Genomic DNA, 21,607 nt, shown 5'->3' with positions numbered 1-21,607 from the left:
ACCCTCTTTATGATGGAGAAGTAGACTGTGCCGGGCCTTCCGGTACGGTCTTTTTTCAATGGGCGTTATTATTTGGCGGAACGGCTGCTAGGATAGCGGCAGTAGATTGGTATAAGCCCTCTATTTCCGGGAATGCTGATTCATAGGCAGTCTAATTACTAGTAACGGAGAATAGGGAGGCGTAGGCGAATGAGGCAGATTCTGCTTATAACAGACGGCTGCTCCAATGTCGGCATGAGTCCGGTCGTTGCAGCTGCACATGCAAGATCCGAGGGAATTACAGTCAATGTAGTCGGTGTATTAGATAATAATGAAGAGGCATCTATGGCGGGCAGAGAGGAAATTGCCGATATAGCTAGAGCGGGTGGTGGTTTGAGCCGGATCGTTCATGAACGCCAGCTGTCGCAGACTGTGCAGCTAATGACCCGCAAGACGGTTGTCACTACGATTCAGCAGGCGGTCAACCGGGAGCTGAAGCAGGTGTTTGGCGCAGACGCAATAGAAGAGCTTCCGCCGGAGAAACGGGGGCAGGTTGTTAGAGTCATTGATGATCTGGGCGAGACATCGGATTTAAAGGTGGCTCTTCTAATCGATGCGAGTGCAAGCATGAAGCCGAAGCTTGCGGCGGTGGAAGAGGCAATCCGTGACCTGATGCTTAGTCTGCAGGCCCGGTCGGGACGCAGTGAGATCGCTGTGTTTCATTTTCCGCATTCCAGCAGCGGGGATGATTGTATGTGTGATCTGGATTGGACAGACAATCTCACGGGTATGCGCAGCATAATACCGAAGCTGCAAATGCGGGGAACGACGCCGACCGGTCCGGCTCTGATGCAGGTCATTGATTTTTACGGCAAAGGCGGCTATGGTAGAACTACTAGAAGAGAAACGGATGGGATAAGCGGTGACTACGTCGTTTGATATCCGGCTCGCGCGCGGGTCGGTGCTGACCGGCAAGTGGAAGAAGGGCCAGTACCGGGTGGAACGGCTGCTCGGCGAAGGGGCTAACGGCAAGGTTTATCTGGTCGAACACCTGGGTCGGCATTACGCGCTGAAGATAGGCGGAGATGCCGTCGACCTGCAGTCGGAAATCAATGTGCTGCAGAGCCTCGCTGTTCAAAAAAAGGGGGCTGAGCCCTTCCTGATCGCCGTGGATGATTTTCGCCATCAGGATGGCAAGGAATATCCGTTCTACGTAATGCGTTATGTCAAGGGGAGCAACCTGAACGAGTTCCTGCACAGGGAGGGGGCGGACTGGTTTCCGCTCATCGGCTTCCACCTGCTGGGAAGGCTTGCGGCGCTTCATGAAGCGGGCTGGGCTTTTGGCGATCTGAAGCAGGAGAATGTTATGGTCGGGGAATTCGGCCGTGTCGAGCTTGTCGATTACGGAGGTGTAACCGCTGCGGGCAAAAGCGTCAGGCAGTTCACAGAAATCTACGACAGGGGCTACTGGAATGGGGGCACGCGTACCGCTGAGGGCAGCTATGACCTCTTCTCGTTTGCTGTGCTCTGTATTCAGCAGTTTGAAGGAAAACGGCTACTGCAGCTGACCCAGACTCTGCTGCCCCAGAACAGGAATATAGAGGAGCTGCTTAAGTTGGCTGCGGCCAGTCCAACCTTGAAGCCGTTCAATGGTTGGCTTGATCAGGCGTTAAAGGGCGGATTTTCCAGCGCCCGGGAAGGGGCGGCTGCCTGGCAGCGGCTCATGTACGGGCCGGGCGTACGGATGCGCAGACAGAAGGGCAGCGGGTGGGTCAAGGGGCTGTTCACCGCTTCGATGGTTGTACTGGCTGCGACGGTGGTCTGGATGTTCGCAGAAGGCGTTATTCCTGACGGACTCTGGTAACACAGGGGCCGATGCTGATGGACGAGGGGCCAGCTGTTTGACTGATAGCGGGTTGGTGTAAATTTACAATAGAGTTACCGGGGTGTGATGTGGAGTCATGGAGGAACTGGTGAAACGTACTAAACAAGCGGCGCTGCAGGAAGGTCTCTGGAACTCGGGGGACACGATTGTAGTAGCGGTATCAGGCGGGCCGGATTCGACGGCATTGCTCCATGTGCTCCACCGGCTGGCTGAAGAAGAGAAGCTCAGATTGATTGCGGCGCATGTCAACCATGGCTTCCGGAAGGAAGAGTCCAGAGCGGAGGCGGATTTTGTTAAGCGCTTATGCCGCCAACTGCATATCCCATGCGAGATAACGGAGCTTGATATGCCGGCCGAGCTGGCTGCTGTCAGCGAGAATCCGCAGCTGGCCTCCCGCCGGCGGCGCTATGCGTTCCTGCACAAGGTTGCAGCGGCGCACGGAGCTTCCAAAATCGCACTTGCTCATCATGCAGACGATCAGGCCGAGACCGTGCTGATGCGGCTGCTCCGCGGGACAGGACTTGGCGGACTCTCTGGCATGGCGCCCATCCGCCGCGAAAAAAACGTGGAACTTATCCGGCCTTTTCTGCGTATGAACAAGACGGATATAATGGCTTACTGCCAGCAGACAGATATTGAATATTGTGAGGACAGCAGCAACACCCAACGGTATTATTTGCGCAACAAGCTGCGGCTTGATGTTCTCCCTTACCTGGAGACAATGAACCCCGGTGTACGCGAATCACTTGTCCGGCTGGCGGAGGTCAGCAGCGCCGAGCATGATTACATGCAGCGTCAGGCGGAAGCCGCGCTCCAGGAACACGCCGTGCGGACCGATGGGGGCTGGAAGCTCAAATGCAGTAATTTGGCCGGCCTCCACGTCGCTTTACAAAGGAGATTGATTAAACTAATATTAAACTATCTCACTATGGAGACGGAAACGATTTCCTTTGAGCGTATTGAGGAGATTCGGCTGTCCGCTGTTGATGAAGCACGAACCTCCTGGAGTCTGGATACAGGCGGCGGAGTGCGGTGTGTACGCGAGTATGATACACTGCGTTTCATTAAGGATAGCGGCAGCAGGGGCATGCCTATGGAGTTTGAATATTCCGTCATGCCAGAGCACAAGCGGCTGCTGATCGCCGAGACAGGAGAGGAGCTGCTGTTTGGTATCGGCAGGACAGAGCCCGGAAAGAACGACAACCATACATATGGCGGGAATGGCAGCGAAGTTTATTTTGATGCTGAGGCCGTCCGATTTCCTTTAACCGTCCGCAGCAGAAGACCTGGGGACCGGATGAGTGTTTTCGGTTTAAACGGCACCAAAAAAGTGCAAGATATGTTCGTTGACAGTAAGATCCCGACATCACGGAGAGACCGGGTTCCGCTTGTATGGGACGCCGAGGGAAGGCTGCTCTGGATACCTGGTGTTCGCAGATCTTCGGTGGCCCCGATCGTGGCTGGTACCGAGAGGCTTCTGCGGATTGTATGGTCGGGAGACACGGACAATGAAGAGTCCGGAGGCCGCATGGATGGAAGCGTGGATTCATAAAGATAAGTAGATAAGACATTGGGGGTTCCTAAGTTGCTGAATGATATTCAAGAAGTACTGTACGACGCCGAACAAATCCAGCAGAAGGTAAAGGAGCTGGGGGGACAGCTGAGCCGTGATTTTGAAGGACGGAATCCGCTTGTAATCTGTATTCTTAAGGGTGCTTTTATCTTCATGGCCGATTTGGTTAAGAATATGGATATTCCGCTGGAGCTTGATTTCATGGCGATATCCAGCTACGGGGCATCGACGAAGTCATCCGGAGTGGTCAAGATTATCAAGGACTTGGACACGCCGGTTGAAGGTCGTGACGTTCTGATTGTAGAGGATATCATCGACAGCGGTCTGACGCTCAGCTACCTTATTGATGTACTGGAGCGGCGAAATGCTAAGTCGGTAACTGTTGCAACGCTCTTTGACAAGCCGGCCGGCCGGACAGTGGATCTGGAGGCTGATTATACCGGTTTCACCCTACCGGACGCTTTTGTTGTCGGTTATGGCCTTGACTACGCCGAGCGGTACCGCAACCTGCCTCTCATCGGCATCCTGAAGCCGGAAGTTTACAGCAAATAGCAGCAATCATCGTACCAGGGATCATCCTTATCGGGTCTAATCCGGTTCTGTTGAGAATGGGAGACCTGCTATGGTAAAATATTTTAAGCGCCTTGAGAGGAGGTAGGGGATGAATCGGATCATCCGAAATACTGGATTTTATTTACTTATTTTTTTGGTGACCGTCGGGATCGTCCAGTTTATCAGCGGCCAGAACGATTCAACACAGGAGCTTTCATATGACGAGTTCCGTCAGGTACTTGCTGATAACAACGTCGAGGAAGTTACTCTGAAGTTTGACGGCTACACCTATTTGGTCACTGGTAAATATAGAACACAGCCGAGCGATGCAGAGAGTCTGCAATTTTTCTCACGTATGCCGGCTGAGGAGTACGCAACCGCGGAAGTTCAGAACTCTTCGGCTGCGAACGGGTTCAAATTTAATATGGAGAAGATGGAAGGCCAGAGCATCTGGCTGACATTCCTGACCTCCATTATACCGTTTGTGATCATCTTCATCCTGTTCTTCTTCTTAATTAATCAAGCACAGGGCGGCGGCGGTAAAGTCATGAACTTCGGCAAGAGCCGCGCGCGTCTTTATAATGAAGAGAAGAAACGGATTACATTTGAGGATGTGGCAGGGGCCGACGAAGAGAAGCAGGAGCTTGTCGAAGTCGTTGAGTTCCTGAAGGACCCGCGGAAGTTCAGCGCTGTTGGCGCACGTATTCCGAAGGGCGTACTGCTAGTAGGTCCTCCAGGTACCGGTAAAACGCTGCTTGCGCGTGCCGTAGCGGGTGAAGCAGGCGTTCCATTCTTCAGTATCTCCGGCTCCGACTTCGTTGAAATGTTCGTCGGTGTCGGCGCCTCCCGTGTTCGTGACTTGTTCGAGAACGCGAAGAAGAATGCGCCATGTATTATCTTTATCGATGAGATTGACGCCGTTGGACGTCAGCGGGGCGCAGGCCTTGGCGGCGGCCATGATGAGCGTGAGCAGACTCTTAACCAGCTGCTCGTTGAGATGGATGGCTTTGGTGCCAACGAGGGCATTATTATCGTTGCGGCAACGAACCGTCCGGACATTCTCGACCCGGCGCTGCTCCGTCCGGGCCGTTTCGACCGTCAGATTACAGTTGACCGCCCGGATGTTAAGGGCCGTGAAGCTGTTCTGAAGGTTCATGCGCGTAACAAGCCGCTCGCCAAGGACGTGAAGCTGGATGTTATCGCTAAGCGGACAACCGGTTTTACAGGAGCGGATCTTGAGAACCTCCTGAACGAGGCGGCGCTGCTCGCAGCACGCCGTAACAAGAAGGATATCGCCATGCAGGAAGTGGATGAAGCAATTGACCGTGTTATCGTAGGTACTGAGAAGCGCAGCCGCGTGATCAGCGACCGGGAGAAGCGAATCGTCGCTTTCCACGAAGCGGGTCATACCATTATCGGTTACTTCTTGGAGCATGCCGATATGGTTCATAAAGTAACGATTATCCCGCGCGGCCGTGCCGGCGGATATGTGATCATGCTTCCGAAGGAAGACCGGATGCTGGTTACAAAGCAGGAGCTTCTGGATAAGGTTACAGGCCTCTTGGGCGGGCGTGTAGCAGAAGAGCTCTTCATCGGCGAGATCGGCACTGGCGCATACAGTGACTTCAAGCAGGCAACGGGCATTGTCCGTAGCATGATTATGGAGTACGGCATGAGTGAGAAGCTTGGTCCGATGCAGTTCGGCAATTCGCAAGGCCAGGTGTTCCTGGGCCGCGATATTGGTCATGAACAGAATTATTCCGATGCGATTGCTTATGAGATTGACCAGGAAATGCAGAACCTGATCAACTACTGCTATACACGCGCGAAGGATCTCCTGAATGAGAAGAGCCGTGAGGTTACTTTGATTGCTGAGACGCTTCTTAAAGAAGAGACGCTGGAACTTGAGCAGATCAAGCGTCTAATCGATACCGGTTCGCTTGAAGGCGGCGACAGTGACGGTACTTCTTCCGGTGACACCCCAGAGGAGACCAGAGGCGAACCAACGATTGATACATTGGGCAACGTCAAGGTTCGGATTCAGAAGAAGGAACCTGGCAGCGACGCCACTCCAGGCGGCGATGATAATGGTAATGACGGAATGGATCCGCGGTAAACTGCAGATTCTCCAATAATAGAGGAAGAGCTTCCACCGAAAGGTAGAAGCTCTTTCCTTTTTTTGTTGAATGATGTTCAACAGGGCTAGGGCAGTTGTTTAACAACCATCAACAGCAAAACAAGCAGCGGCAGCACGGTTGCTGCTGTTCCTCCAATATTCCAGCGGCGGCTTGCAAGGCGGTAATCGTCACATAGAATACCAGATGTGAATGATTGCTGTGCCAGACGGAGCATCTGACGCTGAGCCGGAACCAATACGCCAAGCCACAGTATACCGGAGGTTAGGAACAGAAGGTAGGCCGCAGTCAGCCATGACCATTCCCACAACGAATATCCTCTTTCCTCGATCATCATGTGACCGGAGAACAGCAATAGTGATATGCCGGGCAGGGTAAAGACCAGATCAGCGCGGATAACGGATCGGGTGGCCAGCACTATGACGTCCGGATTCCCGCTGCGATCGGCACTTACCTTCCAGAAGGCCGTGATGAGGATATTGCCGATGAAGAGGACGGCACCGATCAGGTGAAGGACCAGCCAGAGATTCATCAAGGTATACATCTCCTTTATTATTGAGGTTTGTATTAAGTGTAAGATGCAGGGCCCTGCTCCCCAAGTGAAGGAAGTCATTATATAGGCTGACTGTAGTCCGGCTTGCAGATGACGATGGTCACGCAGCACACGAAAGTTATTGGAAGGGTAAGAAGGGCGAACTGCACCACAAATGGGGAGCAGTGCTCGTTCCTGCTTTCACAAGCGACCCCGTCCTTTTATTGACAGCCCCTACGGCGTTGTGTAAATTAGTTGTTAACCAATTGATTTTGCGGTCATTGGTCACACTAAACATCATCAGGGCATCTTTTGACGGGGGACACGAGCCCTTTGACATAATTAAGGAGTGGATGATCCATGGAAGCATTGGCTCTCGAGCGCAAGGCGGAACAGAACCGTGTACTTCGCGAGCGGCTTATGCAGCTGAAGAAAGAACGCAACGCCATTATTCTTGCTCATTATTACCAGCGTGACGAAATACAGGAGGTAGCCGATTTCCGTGGGGATTCTTTCCTTCTGGCACAGAAGGCTGCACAGACCGATGCGGAAACCATCGTGTTCTGCGGGGTCCACTTCATGGGTGAGAGCGCGAAGATTCTGGCCCCGAACAAGACGGTCATTATTCCTGACGAGCGTGCAGGATGTCCTATGGCAGATATGGTTAACGTAGACGGGCTGCGCAAGCTGAAGGCTCAGCATCCGAACGCAACGGTCGTCACTTACATCAATTCATCAGCTGAAATTAAAGCCGAAACGGACATCTGCTGTACTTCAGCAAATGCTGTGAAAGTTGTAAATTCAGTGGATTCGGACGAAGTGATCTGGGTTCCGGACAAGAACCTTGGTCATTACGTGCAGCAGCACACGGACAAGAAGATGATCATCTGGGAAGGCTACTGTAATACGCATGACATGCTGACGGTGAAAGATGTCGAAGAGATGAAAGCCAAGTATCCGGAGGCGCTCTTCGTTGTTCATCCCGAATGCCGCCCCGAGGTCGTCGAATTGGGCGACTTTGTAGGAAGCACGACGGCCATTCTCAAATTCTGCAAGGAGTCCAGTCATAAGCAGTTTATTGTGGGTACAGAGGACGGAACGGGCTACCAGCTTCGTTTGGACAGCCCGGACAAGGAATTCCACTTTGCGACCAAGTATCTGGTTTGCCCGAATATGAAGGTCAATAATTTGAAGAAGCTGGTTAAATGTCTCGAGACGATGCAGCCGCAGATTTATGTGCCGCCTCATATTGCAGATAAAGCTCGTCTGTCGCTGGAGCGTATGCTTCAGGTCAAATAATTGTCTTAATGGAGCTCGCTATATTCAATGCCAAAAACGGTGCTTACCCCTTCGCCGGGGTAAGCCGTTTACGCTTGTACGGAGGACTGTCATGATACCTAGATATCTGGTGGACGTCGAGCTGTCTCAGCTGCCCGTCATCGACAAAGATGTGATCGTTATCGGGGCCGGCATTGCCGGTCTTTTTACCGCTATTAAGGCAAGTGAACATAACTCAGTTTTGATGATTACGAAGAAATCGCTGCTTGACAGCAATACCCGTTATGCTCAGGGCGGGATCGCGGCGGTCATCTCAGATGAGGATTCACCGGCCTATCACAGGCAGGATACCCTGATTGCCGGTGCTGGGCTGTGCGCTCATGACGCCGTTGATGTACTGGTCCATGAAGGACCCGAGGGTGTGGCCGATCTGATCCAGATGGGAACACAGTTTGACCAGGAGGATGGGACTTACGCGCTGACTAAGGAAGGCGCACACAGCCAGCGGCGGATTCTTCATGCGAACGGGGATGCGACCGGCTATGAGATCGTTCGTGCCTTATCGGAGAAGATTAAGGATCATGATAACATTGAGTCGTGGGATGATCACTTTGTTATAGACCTGATTACACATGAAGGAGAATGCTGCGGGGCGCTGGTTCAAAAGCCGGATGGAGGGCGTGTCTATGTCCGGGGGAAGGCGACTGTGCTGTGTTCTGGCGGTGCTGGACAGCTTTACCGGTACACAACTAATCCGGATGTAGCAACCGGTGATGGTATAGCGATGGCGTACCGTGCGGGCGCTAACATTCGGGATGTGGAGTTTATCCAGTTCCATCCTACGGCACTTTGTTACCCTGGTGCCCCACGATTCCTGATCTCTGAAGCGGTTCGGGGTGAAGGTGCTGTGCTCCGTAATATTAAGGGAGAGCGCTTCATGGAACGGTATCATGAACAGCTGGAGCTCGCGCCAAGGGATGTGGTGGCTCGTGCAATTGTCAGTGAGATGGAGATTACAAAGTCTACCTTCGTGTACATAGATATAACACATGAATCGGCAGACCTTGTGAGGCGCCGCTTTCCGACCATTTACGAGTTCTGCCTAAATTACGGGCTCGATCTGACGACGGATTGGATTCCGGTTGCGCCGGCGGCCCATTACATGATGGGCGGGGTTAAGACCGATCTCAATGGGGAGACCAATATCAAGCGTCTCTTCGCATGCGGCGAGGTATCTTCCACCGGCGTTCATGGGGCGAACCGGCTGGCGAGTAACTCCTTGTCGGAAGCCATTGTGTTTGGACGCAGGATTGTACACCGGATCAACAACCTGGAGCCTCTATGTAAGGATGTGCCGTCAACACTTGAATCACCTGTACGGATGGCTTCCTCCATTCAGGCCGTTGTGGAGAAGCGGCTTAAGCTGCAAAAAATCATGGTCCGTTACTCAGGACTTCGGCGGGATGGAAACGGTTTGTCGAAGGGACTGGACGAGCTGAAGCGGCAGCTGCCGATTTTTCAGACGTTGTTGACCAAACGGGAGCAGTACGAATTTGCCAATCTGCTCACCTGTGCACTGCTGACGACGCAGGCGGCCCTTACCCGTGAGGAAAGCAGAGGCGCGCATTATCGGGATGATTTTCCGGAACGGGATGATTTGCTGTGGCGCAAGCACACTGTGCTGCATCGCGAACATGGCGTGACAGAGGAGCGGATAGACGATGTTTGAGTTGGACCGGTATCAAGACACGCTGCGGGAACAGATTAGAAGCTGGCTGGCTGAGGATATAGGCTATGGAGATGTGACGACTGAGTCGACGATCCCGCACGGCCACCAGTCCATAGCGATTATTCATGCCAAAGAGGGCGGAATTGTGGCTGGGCTGCCAATCGCCCGCCTTGTATTTGACATCGTGGATCCTTCACTTGCCTTTACTCCGAAGCAGGAGGACGGGCAGACAATTAGCAAGGGTGATGTGCTTGCTGAGGTGGCTGGGAGCACGCACAGTCTTCTGACGGGAGAGCGGCTGGCGCTTAACCTGCTGCAGCGTCTGTCCGGTATTGCGACCAAGACTCGCAAGTACGTGGAGGCAATTGAGGGGCTTCCGGTCCGTCTGGTTGATACCCGCAAGACTACGCCGGGACACCGTCTGCTGGAGAAGTACGCGGTACGGGTCGGCGGGGGAGCCAATCACCGGTTCGGCCTGTATGATGCCGTGATGATCAAGGACAATCATATCAAGGGCGCGGGAGGCATTACGGCGGCTGTCGCAGCAGCCCGGGCGAGGATCCCCCACACGATGACCATCGAGGTGGAGACCGAATCGCTTGAGCAGGTGCAGGAAGCGCTGCAGGCCGGAGCGGATATTATCATGCTTGATAATATGCCGCTTGAGCGTATGTCAGAAGCCTGCCGGATCATTCGTGCGTCAGCCCCGCACGTGCGGATCGAAGCATCCGGCGGCGTCCGGTTCGATACCATCCGGAAAATCGCCGAAACCGGTGTGGATATCATATCGGTAGGCGCACTAACTTACTCGTTTAATGCACTGGATATCAGTCTGGACCTGAACGAGAGGAAAACGGGGGCGTCTCTCTGATGATACTAGTTGTAGATGTAGGCAACACGAATATCGTGCTTGGAATTTACCGAAGCAGAGAGCTCCTTCACCATTGGCGGCTCAGTACCAACCGGTCAGCTACGGTTGATGAATACGGCATGATGATCCATAATTTATTTCACTTTGCGGATGTCTCGATGAAGGACATTGATGGCATTATGATTTCCTCCGTCGTGCCGCCGCTTATGCGCACATTGGAGCAGCTGTGCCACAAATATTTTGACAAGTCCCCTTATATTGTAGGACCGGGCATTAAGACGGGCTTGAATATACGGTATGAGAATCCGCGTGAGGTTGGAGCAGACCGAATCGTAAATGCGGTGGCGGCAATTGAGAAATACGGAACCCCATTAATCGTTGTTGATTTTGGCACAGCAACCACATTCGATTATATTGATGGAGAAGGCAATTATCTGGGCGGTGCCATTGTACCGGGCATAGGCATCTCGACTGAAGCGCTGTACCAGCGGGCAGCCAAGCTGCCGCGTATTGAGCTGGTAAAGCCGAAGAGTGTCATTGGGCGTAATCCGGTAACCTCAATGCAAGCAGGAATTATTTTCGGCTATGCCGGCCAGGTTGATGGAATCGTGAACCGGATTCGTGCGGAGTTTGGAACAGACCCGCGTGTGATCGCTACCGGTGGTCTGGCTGAGCTCATTGCGGGGGAATCATCCACAATTGAAGAGGTCGATCCGCTGCTTACGCTGGAGGGGCTTAGGATTATATATGAACGAAATATGGAATAGATATAACCAGGATGATGAAGGGAGTGGACAAGGATGGAAGATATATTGATTCGCGGGACAGCCTGGAATGGCAAGATCCGTGTATTTGCCTGCCGTGCTACCCATTTGGTTGATGAGCTGCGCCGGCGTCATGGCACGCTGCCTACCGCAACCGCAGCACTTGGCCGTACGGCGATAGCAGGAGCGATTATGGGTGCGATGCTCAAGGGCGAAGAGAAGCTGACTATACAGGTTAAAGGTGACGGCCCAATCGGGCAAATTGTTGTAGACGCCAATGCGCATGGAGAGGTACGTGGTTACGCAGACCATCCGCAGGTACACCTGGCAAGCAATGCACAGGGCAAGCTGGATGTAGCGGGAGCCGTCGGACGCTCTGGTCATATTCATATTATTAAGGATTTGGGCATGAAGGAGCCGTACCGGGGCAGTATTCCGATTATTTCCGGCGAGCTTGGTGAGGACTTTACGTATTACTTTGCTTCATCCGAGCAGACCCCGTCCGCTGTAGGGCTCGGTGTACTCGTAGATACAGACGGTTCTGTGCTGCAGGCAGGCGGCTTTATTGTGCAGCTGCTCCCGGGACTCACCGACGCAGATATTACAAGGCTCGAGCAGGCGCTCTCTGTAATGCCGCCGGTAACCGCTCTTCTCGACCAGGGGGAAACGCCAGAGGGCATTCTTCAGTTTGCGCTTGGAGATGATGTTCAAATTATGGACAGCATGCCGATCCGTTTTCAATGTAAATGCTCGCCTGAGCGTGTTGAGAAAACATTAATCAGTCTGGGTGAATCTGAGTTAAACCAGATTATCCATGAAGAAGGCAAGGCGCAGGTGGAATGCCATTTCTGTAATGAAACATACAAGTTTGACAAGCCGGAGCTTGAAAGGCTTCTTGAACATGCCAAACCAAAGCCGATGCAATAAACCGGCGGAGGGGCAAGTATGGGGAAAATACAACTGTTAAAGGCTGTAATCATCGCCCAGGCGCTGTGTATGATCGTGTTTTCCATCGTCGTGATGGTTAGAATGGTAAGGCCAGACTCAGCGCTTGGCGAAGGCGGTACGGATGAGGATAGCAGGCCGATTGCTCGGGTGGGGAAGCAGATTATAACGGCAGGTAACCTGCAGGTAGAGTTGATTAAGCAGCATGGCGAGTCTGTGCTCAAGCAGCTGATGCTGCGGGAAGCCGTCCGGCTTGAGGCTGAGGCGCTTAACTTGTCTGTCAGTCAGGATGAAGTACGTTCCGCACTGGAACAGGCGATGGAGGGCTATGATAGCGAGAGAGCCTTTTATGATGCGATGCGGGAGCAGCTGGGCATGAATGAGGAAGCGGTACGAGAGGATACAGAATACAGGCTTCTGCTCGAGAAGGTGGCTACGGCAGCCATTGAGGTGCCCGAAGAGGATGTGGAGGCTTATCTCGCGGAGCATCCCGAAGAGCTTGGGCCCTCGGAGAGGGTCACACTTTCCTGGATTGTGCGAAGCACAAAGCAGGAAGCATCAGACATATTGCAGCGGTGGCTGGAAGGAGAATCCTTCGAGACACTGGCCAGCGCTTATTCCATAGATGAGTTTACGGCGGATAATGGAGGCTGGATCGGCACGGTAGAGGCGAATGATGTCTACTTGGAGCCTGGAGTCAGGCAAGCCCTCCCTTCGATTGGAGTAGGTGAAGCCGGAGGACCGGTTCAGGTGGAACAAGGGTGGGCCGTACTGCTTGTACATGAGCGTACTCTAATCGAACGCCCGGATCGCGGCCTCGTGGAAGAAGAGGTTCGTAAGCAGCTGGCGCTTGAAGCGGCAACACCGCTGGCACAGCTGGAGAGCGAGCTGCTTGAGAAATATAATGGCGAAGTGCTGAAATGACCTTTGGGCCAGCTATCATAAGTACATCAGATTAGCAGCCAATTCCAAGCGGTAAAGTTGCTATTGACAACTTAAGCCCACGGTTATAAGATGAAGAAAGATGAAAACCAACTAATTTAGTCGGAAATAGGGAGGGCTCCAGGATGGCTAGAATTGTGAACAGTGTAACGGAACTCATTGGCGATACGCCGCTTGTACGTCTTAACCGTCTTGTACCGGAAGATAGTGCAGAGATTTACGTAAAGCTCGAATATCAAAACCCGGGTGCCAGCGTTAAAGACCGGATTGCAATCAGCATGATTGAGGTGGCCGAACAGGAAGGCCGCATTAAACCAGGTGATACAATTGTTGAGCCTACCAGCGGTAACACTGGGATCGGACTGGCTCTGGTAGCAGCTGCTAAAGGCTATAAGGCAATCCTTGTTATGCCTGAAACGATGAGTATTGAGCGCCGCAATCTGCTTCGTGCTTATGGAGCGGAGATCGTTCTTACACCGGGCGCAGAAGGTATGAACGGCGCGGTTCGCAAAGCTGAAGAGATTCAGCGCGAGAACCCAAGCTACTTCATGCCACAGCAGTTCAAGAACCAGGCGAACGTTAAGATTCACCGCGAAACGACAGGTCCCGAAATCGTGGAAGCTATCAACTCGCTGGACGGCAAGCTGGATGCTTTTGTCGCGGGTATTGGTACTGGCGGTACAATTACAGGCGCAGGCGAAGTGCTGAAGAAGAACTTTGAAGGTGTTAAGGTTTATGCGGTAGAGCCTGCAGCTTCCCCGCTGTTGTCGGGGGGTAACCCGGGTCCGCACAAGATTCAAGGTATTGGCGCCAACTTCGTGCCGGATATCCTGAACCGTGAAATCTATGACGGCGTCATCGCCGTCGAGAACGACGATGCTTTCGAGTATGCACGCCGTGCAGCGAAAGAAGAAGGCATTCTGTGCGGAATTTCATCAGGTGCAGCTATCTATGCCGCACTGAAAGTCGCGAAGGAGCTTGGCAAGGGCAAGCGTGTTGTCGCAGTAGTTCCAAGCAACGGCGAGCGTTACTTAAGCACGCCGCTCTTCAACTTCGAGAATTAAAGAACAGAAGTGCGAGCGTCCCCTATGGGTAAGGGGACGCTTTTCTTCATATTAAGCGATAGGGTATACTTATCAAAAATGGATACGAAAAGGTCCGTTCTGAGGAGGACAAGCCATGATTTTGGTCATCGACAACTATGACTCGTTCACCTATAACCTGGTCCAGTATTTGGGCGAGCTTGGCGAAGAGATTGTGGTCAAGCGCAATGATGAGATCGATTTGGACGGCGTAGCGGAATTAATGCCTGACCATCTGCTAATTTCTCCAGGTCCGTGTACGCCGAACGAAGCGGGCATCAGTCTTGCGCTGATTGAACGGTTTAAGGGGCAGATTCCTATAATGGGTGTATGTCTTGGCCATCAATCAATTGGCCAGGCATTCGGTGGGGAAGTCATCCGGGCAGATAATCTGATGCATGGCAAGACCTCCGAGATTCACCATGATGGTAAAGGAGTCTTCGCGGGGGTGCCGTCCCCGTTCACGGCTACGCGTTACCATTCTCTGATTGTGAAGAAGGAGACGCTTCCGGACTGCCTGGAGATCACGGCCGAAACCGCTGAGGGTGAAATTATGGGACTCCGTCACAAGGATTATCCGGTCGAAGGGGTACAGTTCCATCCCGAGTCCATTATCACCGATCATGGCATGCTGCTTCTGCGCAACTTCCTTCAGACAAAGGCAGGAGCTGCTTCTTGAGTCTTAAGGTAATGTATAACGGTTCTGTTGTAGACGCGAATGAAGCCGTGATCCCGGTTTATGATCACGGCTTTTTATACGGTATGGGGTTATTTGAGACCTTCAGGACATACAACGGCAAGCCTTACTTGCTGGATATGCACATGGAGCGCCTCAAGAACGGCTGCAGGGCACTCTTCATTGACTGCCGTTTGACAGCGGCAACGGTCCGTGAGTGGATCGCGGAGATTATGAAGGCAAATCAGCTGGAGGACGCTTATATCCGGCTGACTGTTACGGCGGGTAAGGCTGAGCTTGGTCTGCCGGCAGCGGATTATGATAGCCCGAATGTGCTGATCATAACCAAGCCGCTCCCGGCACTGCCGGAAGCGGCTTATGTCGAAGGTCGGGAGCTGTGGCTGCTGCAGACCCGGCGTAATACGCCGGAAACCGACATTCGTCTTAAGTCGCTGCATTATATGAATAATATTGTCGCAAAACGTGAACTCGCAGCTCTGGGAGCCGCGCCGGGGGCGGAAGGGCTTATGCTAACCCGCGAAGGCCTGCTTGCTGAAGGCATTGTGTCCAACCTCTTCTTCCTGCGCGGTGGAGTGGTATGCACACCGCACATCGACACTGGCATTTTGCCGGGAATTACTAGAGAGAAGGTTTTGGAGCTCGCGGCCGCGCTCGGATATCGAACGGAGGAAGGCTTTTATCGCTGGGACGATCTGCTGGAAGCTGAAGAAGTATGGATCACGAGCTCGATCCAAGAGGTGATGCCGATCTCGCGGCTTGTGGATCAGCAGGGAGATAAGGTTATAGTTGGAGAAGGGTATGCAGGTGAAGCTGCCACTAGGCTGATCGCCGCTTATCGGAAGACCACTAATGAGTGAGCTCAGCGGTGGATAGGCTAAGGTTTAGCGATACGTGAGAGCCAGCAGAGCGGACAGATGCATCAAGGAGGGAAGCACGATGACGGTCAGACCGGTATTTTACCGCCGCAGCTACAGGTGGGGACAAGCCTCGCTGGAGCTTGGGGAACGGACACTTGTGATGGGTATCTTGAACACGACGCCGGATTCCTTCTCAGACGGCGGCCGCTATACCCGGGTAGATGCCGCTGTGGAGCATGCCAGGGAGATGGTGGCTCAAGGCGCGGATATTATTGATATCGGCGGTGAATCGACCAGGCCCGGCAGTACACTAGTACCGCTGGAGGAGGAGCTTGCACGGGTCATCCCCATAGTTGAAGCGGTTCATAAGGCGCTGCCGCAAATTCCGATTTCCATTGATACGTATAAAGCGGAGACGGCCAGACAAGCGCTGGAAGCAGGGGCTCATATCATTAATGATGTATGGGGCCTTCAGGCAGACCCGGATATGGCCCGTATCGCTGCAGCAGCCAGCTGTCCGGTCATCATTGGTCATAACCGTGAGGCAGGGGGATATATCAATCTTGCTGCTGAAGTAGCCGCTGACCTGAAGAGGTCTATTCAGCATGCTTTGGAGACGGGAGTCCAGCAGGATCAGATCTGGGTGGACCCGGGAATTGGTTTTGCCAAGGATTATAATGATAACCTGCTCCTGATGGGGCAACTGGACGAGCTGTCGCAGCTGGGGTATCCGATTCTGCTCGGCACTTCACGTAAAAGGTTTATTCAACGGACACTTGATCTCCCTGCGAATGACGTTGTGGAGGGGACAGCTGCAACAACGGTTATGGGGATCATGCAGGGCTGCCAGCTAATACGGGTACACGACGTACAGGCGAATGTGCGTGCAGCTCGTATGGCGGATGCTGTAGTGTACCGGTTTGCTGACTTACGGTAGCAAGCGGCTGAATGAGGGTTTGACGGATAAGAACGGAGAGTGATGGCATATGGACAGAATGATTCTCAAAGGCATGCAGTTTTTTGGCTATCATGGGGTCATACCCGAGGAGAACAAGCTGGGCCAGCGGTTTGGCGTGGAGCTGGAGCTTCTGCTAGATTTGGAGCAGGCAGCTAATGCCGATGATATTGATACGACAGTGAATTACGCGGAGTTATATGAAGTGGTGAAAGCCGTTGTCGAAGGACCGCCGTCGAAATTAATCGAAGCTGTGGCTGGCCGTATTGCATCAGCTGTTCTGGACACTTATACTATTATCAATGAAGTGACTGTAAGGGTGACGAAGCCGCACCCGCCGTTTGATATCCATTTTGACGGGGTAACGGTTGAACTTCGCAGAAAGCGTGATAAAGATGGTACGATTATTCCCGCTTGATTATCCTGATAGTGGAGCAGGCGGCTCGGCAAGCGGCATAGAGCGGGAAGCTTACATTGCCCTCGGCACCAATCAAGGTGACCGGGGTGCTATGCTGTGCAGAGCACTTGACAGGCTATCGGCCCTCAGGGATGTGCGGGTAATCCGCGTGTCTGCTGTTTATGAGACCGATCCCGTAGGATATACCGAGCAGCCTGCTTTTCTCAATATGGTCGCAGCAGTGCAAACAACCCTGGAGCCTGACCAGCTCCTGCATGAACTGCTTAAGATCGAGCATGAGCTCGGGCGTGTCCGCGATATACGCTGGGGGCCGCGCACGATCGATTTGGATCTGCTGATGATGGAAGGCGTAACGATGACTACCGAACAGCTTACCATTCCACATCCCCGCATGATGGAGCGAGCCTTCGTTCTGGTTCCGCTTCGCGAGGTGCTGGATGAATCAATGCCTCAGTACGATGAAGTTGTAACGGCTGCACAGCAGGCATTGGGACAGGGAAAGGAAGGCATTGCACGATGGAATACGATCAATTGGCACAGCGCATCCGCGCTTTTCGAAAGTTAAAAGGATATACCCAGCAGCAGCTGGCTGAACGGCTCGGTGTTTCGGTGGCGGTACTTGGCTCTCTGGAGCGGGGAACACGCAAGCCCGAGACCAAGCTGATCGAAAGGATCGCCGAATCCCTCGGAGTTAGCTATGAAGAGCTGACGGCTGGCGGCTAGCGATAGGCGTAGTCGAATAAGGTTCAGGCTTTAGGAAAGGAGTATAAGGCACCATGTTGAAAATTGGAGACATCGAGATGAAGAACCAAGTGGTGCTGGCGCCGATGGCCGGGGTTTGCAATCCGGCTTTCCGCCTGATCGCCAAGGAGTTCGGAACCGGCCTGGTATGTGCGGAGATGGTTAGCGATAAAGCCATCCTGCATGGCAACAAACGGACAATGGAGATGCTGTATGTGGATGAGAGAGAGAAGCCTCTCAGCCTGCAAATATTCGGAGGCGACCGGGAAACGCTCGTGGAAGCAGCCAAGGTTGTGGATAAACAGACCAATGCTGATATTATCGATATCAACATGGGCTGTCCGGTACCCAAGGTCACGAAATGTGATGCGGGTGCACGCTGGCTGCTTGATCCGAATAAAATCTATGAGATGGTATCCGCTGTTGTCGATGCGGTCGATAAGCCGGTAACGGTTAAGATGCGTATTGGCTGGGACAGTGAGCATATCTTCGCAGTGGAAAATGCCCAGGCGGTTGAGCGTGCCGGGGGCATGGCGGTCAGTGTTCACGGCCGAACCAGGGAGCAGCTGTACACTGGTACCGCCAACTGGGATATCATTAAGGAAGTCAAGGAATCGGTATCTATCCCCGTGATCGGGAACGGCGATGTGTTTTCTCCAGAGGACGCGAAGCGGATACTCGAGCATACGGGTTGTGATGGCGTTATGATTGGTCGGGGCGCACTCGGCAATCCTTGGATGCTTTACCGGACCATTCATTATCTGACCGAGGGTGAACTGCTGCCAGATCCGGATCCATCGGAGAAAATGCGGATTGCTGTGCTGCACATGGATCGCTTGGTTGCGCTAAAAGGCGAATCCACGGCTGTCCGTGAGATGAGAAAGCATCTTGCTTGGTACCTCAAAGGACTGCCTGGCGCAGCTAGAGTCAAGGATGTCATTATGGAGGAGACGAGCCGGAATCAGATGGTGAAAATCCTAAATGATTATGTCCAGTCGCTTGATGAAGCCGGGGAAGCTGTTGTTCAATAATTAACAAGGCCGCGCGGCTTGCTGCGCGGCCTTTATGCTATGCGTAGCAGCCTGTCCGGCTGAATCATTCGTCGTATGGGAAGCTGCAGGGAAGATTATACGAAGCTGCTGGTTTTGGCTTAACAGCGCCTGCTTAAGCGGTTTCAGAAGCCATTTGGCTGTCATTGACATTTGGGCTGGATATGAAATATAATCATGCAATAACATTTGTCCCGCTATGGGATATGAGGATTTATACTCGATTACCGGCTGTAAGATCAGGCCGAAGGCACCTTGAAGTTAGGTGCGGTGATAAGGCAGCGGAAACGCTTTTTTTCAGGTCATGTCACGGGTTGGAGTCAATATATTAAGTAACAGTGAATTCATACAGAGTATGAAAATTTTGCACACGACAGGAGAATCGGTAAGATGAGCGATAAAGAGATCATTCTGACGCAGGACGGCTTGAAAAAGCTCGAAGAGGAGCTGGAAAATCTCAAGTCTGTCAAGCGCCGGGAAGTGGCTGAACGGATTAAGATCGCCATCGGCTACGGGGATATCAGCGAGAATTCCGAGTACGAGGATGCGAAGAATGAACAAGCCTTTATTGAAGGCCGGATCATTACCCTTGAGAAAATGCTGCGCAATGCGCGTATCATCAATAATGACGAAATCGATACGGATACGGTAAGCATCGGCTCCATTGTAACCGTTGAAGATGTAGAATTTAAGGATACGATGGAGTATGCCATTGTCGGCACGGCTGAGTCTGATCCGCTCCAAAATAAGATTTCCAATGAAAGTCCGGTCGGAAAAGCAATTTTGGGCAAGAAAAAGGGTACAATTGTAGAAGTAAACGTACCAGCCGGCGTCATTCAATATAAGATTATTGATATCAAAAAATAGCATCCTAGCGCATGCGTTCGGTTTTAGCCTCACCAAATGGATATGGTTCTGAACGACAAAGAAGCTTCCATACCGGAAGCTTTTTTTGGGACATGTGGGCATTTGGAACGGGTAGCAGAGAGAGGGAGATGATAACTGTGGATCTTAATCAGGGACAGGGCCAGGAACAGGAAGCCCAGGAGCTAAGTGAACTGCTTCAAATCAGACGCAACAAGTTGGACGAGCTTCGGGCTCTCGGGGTAGACCCGTTCGGGAAGAAATTTGAGCGGACACATCAGGCAAAAGAAATACTGGATGCTTATCAGGACGTCAGTAAAGAGCAGCTTGAGGAACAGGCAGTAGAAGTATCGCTGGCCGGCCGTATTATGCAGAAGCGGGGAATGGGCAAGGCATCATTCGCGCATATTCAGGACCTCTCCGGCAAGATTCAGATCTATGTCAGACAGGATACGGTGGACGAGAAGAAGTATCAGGCATTTGATCTGCTTGATCTCGGAGATATGGTGGGCATTAAGGGAACGGTATTCAAGACCAAGACCGGTGAGACGTCGGTTAAGGTGAAGGAGCTTGAAGTGATGACCAAATCGCTTCTGCCGCTTCCCGAGAAGTATCATGGCTTGAAGGATGTGGAGCTGCGCTACCGCCAGCGCTATGTAGACCTCATTGTAAATCCGGATGTGCGTCAGACCTTTGTTGCCCGTTCGCGAATTATTCAGTCGATGCGCCGTTACCTGGATTCACTCGGATACCTGGAGGTTGAAACGCCGACCCTTCATACGATTGCCGGGGGAGCTGCAGCCCGTCCGTTTATTACGCATCATAATGCGCTGGATATGCAGCTGTACATGCGCATTGCGATTGAGCTCCATCTTAAGCGCTTGATTGTGGGCGGCCTAGAGAAGGTCTATGAGATTGGCAGGGTATACCGCAACGAGGGAATTTCAACCCGGCATAACCCGGAGTTTACGATGATTGAGCTGTATGAAGCTTATGCGGATTATAAGGACATCATGGCGTTAACCGAAAATCTGATCGCCCATATCGCCAAGGAAGTACTCGGAACGACAACGATTACATATCAGGGCCAGCAGGTTGACTTGGCACCGCCATGGCGCCGTGTCTCAATGGTTGATTTGGTTAAGGAGCTGACTGGCGTTGATTTCAGTATCCAGATGACGGATGAAGAAGCTCATGCCCTTGCCAAGGAGCATAAAGTACCGGTAGAGCCGCATATGACTTTTGGTCATATTCTTAACGCCTTCTTCGAGACGTTCGCAGAGCATACCTTGATTCAACCAACATTCGTTACCGGACATCCGGTGGCGATCTCACCGCTTGCGAAGAAGAATGAGGAAGATCCAAGGTTCACGGACCGCTTCGAGCTGTTTATTGTTGCGCGTGAGCATGCGAATGCGTTCACAGAGCTTAATGACCCGATTGATCAGCGTGAACGGTTTGAAGCTCAGCTTGTGGAACGTGAGCATGGCAATGATGAAGCACATGAGATGGATGAAGATTTTATCCGTGCTCTGGAGTACGGCATGCCGCCAACAGGCGGGCTCGGCATTGGTGTGGACAGGCTGGTTATGCTGCTTACCGATGCACCATCTATACGTGATATTCTGCTGTTCCCGCATATGCGTTCGGAAGAATAACAGGATGCTGCCCCAATTGCGGGGCAGCTTTTTCTTATAATAGATATCACTCCGTACGGTGATAAACTTTTTTGAATAAAAAGCTTGCATTCAGTTAGACA

Annotated in this window: 22 protein-coding genes; 21 read left to right on the top strand and 1 reads right to left on the bottom strand. The window is 52.5% G+C overall.

Features of this window, described 5'->3' with window-relative positions:
• The first annotated feature begins 189 nt into the window (after nucleotides 1-189).
• From L1N82_RS21520 to ftsH, 5 genes are all read left to right on the top strand, one after another.
• Nucleotides 190-918 (top strand): vWA domain-containing protein, encoded by a 729-nt coding sequence (locus L1N82_RS21520; protein WP_235289509.1) that lies wholly within the window; start codon nucleotides 190-192, stop codon nucleotides 916-918.
• Entirely contained in the window at nucleotides 902-1,843 is a 942-nt protein-coding gene (locus tag L1N82_RS21515) for a serine/threonine protein kinase (protein WP_235289508.1), read from the top strand. The genes L1N82_RS21520 and L1N82_RS21515 overlap by 17 nt, the downstream gene beginning before the upstream one ends.
• 109 nt (nucleotides 1,844-1,952) lie before the next feature.
• Nucleotides 1,953-3,416 (top strand): tRNA lysidine(34) synthetase TilS, encoded by a 1,464-nt coding sequence (gene tilS / locus L1N82_RS21510; RefSeq protein ID WP_235289507.1) that lies wholly within the window; start codon nucleotides 1,953-1,955, stop codon nucleotides 3,414-3,416.
• A 33-nt stretch (nucleotides 3,417-3,449) separates the two neighbouring features.
• Nucleotides 3,450-3,989 (top strand): hypoxanthine phosphoribosyltransferase, encoded by a 540-nt coding sequence (hpt, locus tag L1N82_RS21505; protein WP_235289506.1) that lies wholly within the window; start codon nucleotides 3,450-3,452, stop codon nucleotides 3,987-3,989.
• Between the two features lie 109 nt (nucleotides 3,990-4,098).
• Nucleotides 4,099-6,105, top strand: coding sequence for an ATP-dependent zinc metalloprotease FtsH (ftsH, locus tag L1N82_RS21500; RefSeq protein ID WP_235289505.1), 2,007 nt, complete (start codon nucleotides 4,099-4,101; stop codon nucleotides 6,103-6,105).
• Nucleotides 6,106-6,191: 86 nt separating this feature from the next.
• Here ftsH and L1N82_RS21495 read toward each other — a convergent pair whose 3' ends face one another.
• The gene (locus L1N82_RS21495; RefSeq protein ID WP_235289551.1) at nucleotides 6,192-6,656 is read right to left on the bottom strand and encodes a DUF2269 family protein; all 465 of its coding nucleotides are present in this window, start codon (nucleotides 6,654-6,656) and stop codon (nucleotides 6,192-6,194) included.
• 360 nt (nucleotides 6,657-7,016) lie between these two features.
• On the opposite strand from L1N82_RS21495, the gene nadA reads away from it, so the two are divergent.
• From nadA to lysS, 16 genes are all read left to right on the top strand, one after another.
• Nucleotides 7,017-7,955, top strand: coding sequence for a quinolinate synthase NadA (gene nadA / locus L1N82_RS21490; RefSeq protein WP_235289504.1), 939 nt, complete (start codon nucleotides 7,017-7,019; stop codon nucleotides 7,953-7,955).
• A gap of 91 nt (nucleotides 7,956-8,046) precedes the next feature.
• The gene (gene nadB / locus L1N82_RS21485) at nucleotides 8,047-9,663 is read left to right on the top strand and encodes an L-aspartate oxidase (RefSeq protein ID WP_235289503.1); all 1,617 of its coding nucleotides are present in this window, start codon (nucleotides 8,047-8,049) and stop codon (nucleotides 9,661-9,663) included.
• Nucleotides 9,656-10,534: a carboxylating nicotinate-nucleotide diphosphorylase gene (nadC, locus tag L1N82_RS21480; RefSeq protein ID WP_235289502.1), complete on the top strand. Its 879-nt coding sequence runs from the start codon at nucleotides 9,656-9,658 to the stop codon at nucleotides 10,532-10,534. The genes nadB and nadC overlap by 8 nt, the downstream gene beginning before the upstream one ends.
• Nucleotides 10,534-11,301: a type III pantothenate kinase gene (locus tag L1N82_RS21475; RefSeq protein WP_235289501.1), complete on the top strand. Its 768-nt coding sequence runs from the start codon at nucleotides 10,534-10,536 to the stop codon at nucleotides 11,299-11,301. The genes nadC and L1N82_RS21475 overlap by 1 nt, the downstream gene beginning before the upstream one ends.
• Nucleotides 11,302-11,334: 33 nt before the next feature.
• Nucleotides 11,335-12,225, top strand: coding sequence for an Hsp33 family molecular chaperone HslO (hslO, locus tag L1N82_RS21470; protein WP_235289500.1), 891 nt, complete (start codon nucleotides 11,335-11,337; stop codon nucleotides 12,223-12,225).
• Nucleotides 12,226-12,243: 18 nt separating this feature from the next.
• The gene (locus tag L1N82_RS21465) at nucleotides 12,244-13,167 is read left to right on the top strand and encodes a peptidyl-prolyl cis-trans isomerase (RefSeq protein WP_235289498.1); all 924 of its coding nucleotides are present in this window, start codon (nucleotides 12,244-12,246) and stop codon (nucleotides 13,165-13,167) included.
• A gap of 143 nt (nucleotides 13,168-13,310) precedes the next feature.
• Nucleotides 13,311-14,249 carry a cysteine synthase A gene (cysK, locus tag L1N82_RS21460; protein ID WP_235289497.1) on the top strand — a complete coding sequence of 313 codons (939 nt, stop codon included), beginning with the start codon at nucleotides 13,311-13,313 and terminating at the stop codon, nucleotides 14,247-14,249.
• Nucleotides 14,250-14,364: 115 nt separating this feature from the next.
• A complete protein-coding gene (pabA, locus tag L1N82_RS21455) occupies nucleotides 14,365-14,946 on the top strand; it encodes an aminodeoxychorismate/anthranilate synthase component II (RefSeq protein WP_235289495.1) in 582 nt (193 codons plus the stop codon).
• On the top strand, nucleotides 14,943-15,821 hold the full coding sequence (pabC, locus tag L1N82_RS21450) for an aminodeoxychorismate lyase (protein ID WP_235289494.1): 879 nt from the start codon (nucleotides 14,943-14,945) through the stop codon (nucleotides 15,819-15,821). Before pabA ends, pabC begins: the two co-directional genes overlap by 4 nt.
• A gap of 79 nt (nucleotides 15,822-15,900) precedes the next feature.
• On the top strand, nucleotides 15,901-16,758 hold the full coding sequence (gene folP, locus L1N82_RS21445; RefSeq protein ID WP_235289493.1) for a dihydropteroate synthase: 858 nt from the start codon (nucleotides 15,901-15,903) through the stop codon (nucleotides 16,756-16,758).
• 49 nt (nucleotides 16,759-16,807) lie between these two features.
• Nucleotides 16,808-17,194 carry a dihydroneopterin aldolase gene (gene folB / locus L1N82_RS21440; RefSeq protein ID WP_235289492.1) on the top strand — a complete coding sequence of 129 codons (387 nt, stop codon included), beginning with the start codon at nucleotides 16,808-16,810 and terminating at the stop codon, nucleotides 17,192-17,194.
• A complete protein-coding gene (gene folK, locus L1N82_RS21435; RefSeq protein ID WP_235289491.1) occupies nucleotides 17,172-17,759 on the top strand; it encodes a 2-amino-4-hydroxy-6-hydroxymethyldihydropteridine diphosphokinase in 588 nt (195 codons plus the stop codon). The genes folB and folK overlap by 23 nt, the downstream gene beginning before the upstream one ends.
• A complete protein-coding gene (locus L1N82_RS21430) occupies nucleotides 17,711-17,917 on the top strand; it encodes a helix-turn-helix domain-containing protein (protein WP_235289490.1) in 207 nt (68 codons plus the stop codon). Before folK ends, L1N82_RS21430 begins: the two co-directional genes overlap by 49 nt.
• Before the next feature lie 53 nt (nucleotides 17,918-17,970).
• On the top strand, nucleotides 17,971-18,966 hold the full coding sequence (gene dusB / locus L1N82_RS21425; protein ID WP_235289489.1) for a tRNA dihydrouridine synthase DusB: 996 nt from the start codon (nucleotides 17,971-17,973) through the stop codon (nucleotides 18,964-18,966).
• A 408-nt stretch (nucleotides 18,967-19,374) separates the two neighbouring features.
• The gene (gene greA, locus L1N82_RS21420) at nucleotides 19,375-19,851 is read left to right on the top strand and encodes a transcription elongation factor GreA (protein ID WP_235289487.1); all 477 of its coding nucleotides are present in this window, start codon (nucleotides 19,375-19,377) and stop codon (nucleotides 19,849-19,851) included.
• Nucleotides 19,852-19,988: 137 nt separating this feature from the next.
• Nucleotides 19,989-21,506 (top strand): lysine--tRNA ligase, encoded by a 1,518-nt coding sequence (gene lysS, locus L1N82_RS21415; protein ID WP_407946799.1) that lies wholly within the window; start codon nucleotides 19,989-19,991, stop codon nucleotides 21,504-21,506.
• The last annotated feature ends 101 nt before the right edge of the window (nucleotides 21,507-21,607 follow it).

The sequence above is a fragment of the Paenibacillus tarimensis genome, assembly GCF_021532315.1.
Classification (GTDB): domain Bacteria; phylum Bacillota; class Bacilli; order Paenibacillales; family Paenibacillaceae; genus Paenibacillus_I; species Paenibacillus_I tarimensis.
Note: the sequence above shows the minus strand (reverse complement) of the source record. Positions and strands in the feature narration are given on the sequence as shown.

Coding starts and splice junctions, on each gene's coding strand:
- L1N82_RS21520 (WP_235289509.1), top strand. CDS start 190: ATGAGGCAGATTCTGCTTATAACAGACGGCTGCTCCAATGTCGGCATG.
- ftsH (WP_235289505.1), top strand. CDS start 4,099: ATGAATCGGATCATCCGAAATACTGGATTTTATTTACTTATTTTTTTG.
- L1N82_RS21495 (WP_235289551.1), bottom strand. CDS start 6,656: ATGAATCTCTGGCTGGTCCTTCACCTGATCGGTGCCGTCCTCTTCATC.
- nadA (WP_235289504.1), top strand. CDS start 7,017: ATGGAAGCATTGGCTCTCGAGCGCAAGGCGGAACAGAACCGTGTACTT.
- nadB (WP_235289503.1), top strand. CDS start 8,047: ATGATACCTAGATATCTGGTGGACGTCGAGCTGTCTCAGCTGCCCGTC.
- nadC (WP_235289502.1), top strand. CDS start 9,656: ATGTTTGAGTTGGACCGGTATCAAGACACGCTGCGGGAACAGATTAGA.
- L1N82_RS21475 (WP_235289501.1), top strand. CDS start 10,534: ATGATACTAGTTGTAGATGTAGGCAACACGAATATCGTGCTTGGAATT.
- hslO (WP_235289500.1), top strand. CDS start 11,335: ATGGAAGATATATTGATTCGCGGGACAGCCTGGAATGGCAAGATCCGT.
- L1N82_RS21465 (WP_235289498.1), top strand. CDS start 12,244: ATGGGGAAAATACAACTGTTAAAGGCTGTAATCATCGCCCAGGCGCTG.
- cysK (WP_235289497.1), top strand. CDS start 13,311: ATGGCTAGAATTGTGAACAGTGTAACGGAACTCATTGGCGATACGCCG.
- pabA (WP_235289495.1), top strand. CDS start 14,365: ATGATTTTGGTCATCGACAACTATGACTCGTTCACCTATAACCTGGTC.
- folP (WP_235289493.1), top strand. CDS start 15,901: ATGACGGTCAGACCGGTATTTTACCGCCGCAGCTACAGGTGGGGACAA.
- folB (WP_235289492.1), top strand. CDS start 16,808: ATGGACAGAATGATTCTCAAAGGCATGCAGTTTTTTGGCTATCATGGG.
- folK (WP_235289491.1), top strand. CDS start 17,172: ATGGTACGATTATTCCCGCTTGATTATCCTGATAGTGGAGCAGGCGGC.
- L1N82_RS21430 (WP_235289490.1), top strand. CDS start 17,711: ATGGAATACGATCAATTGGCACAGCGCATCCGCGCTTTTCGAAAGTTA.
- dusB (WP_235289489.1), top strand. CDS start 17,971: ATGTTGAAAATTGGAGACATCGAGATGAAGAACCAAGTGGTGCTGGCG.
- greA (WP_235289487.1), top strand. CDS start 19,375: ATGAGCGATAAAGAGATCATTCTGACGCAGGACGGCTTGAAAAAGCTC.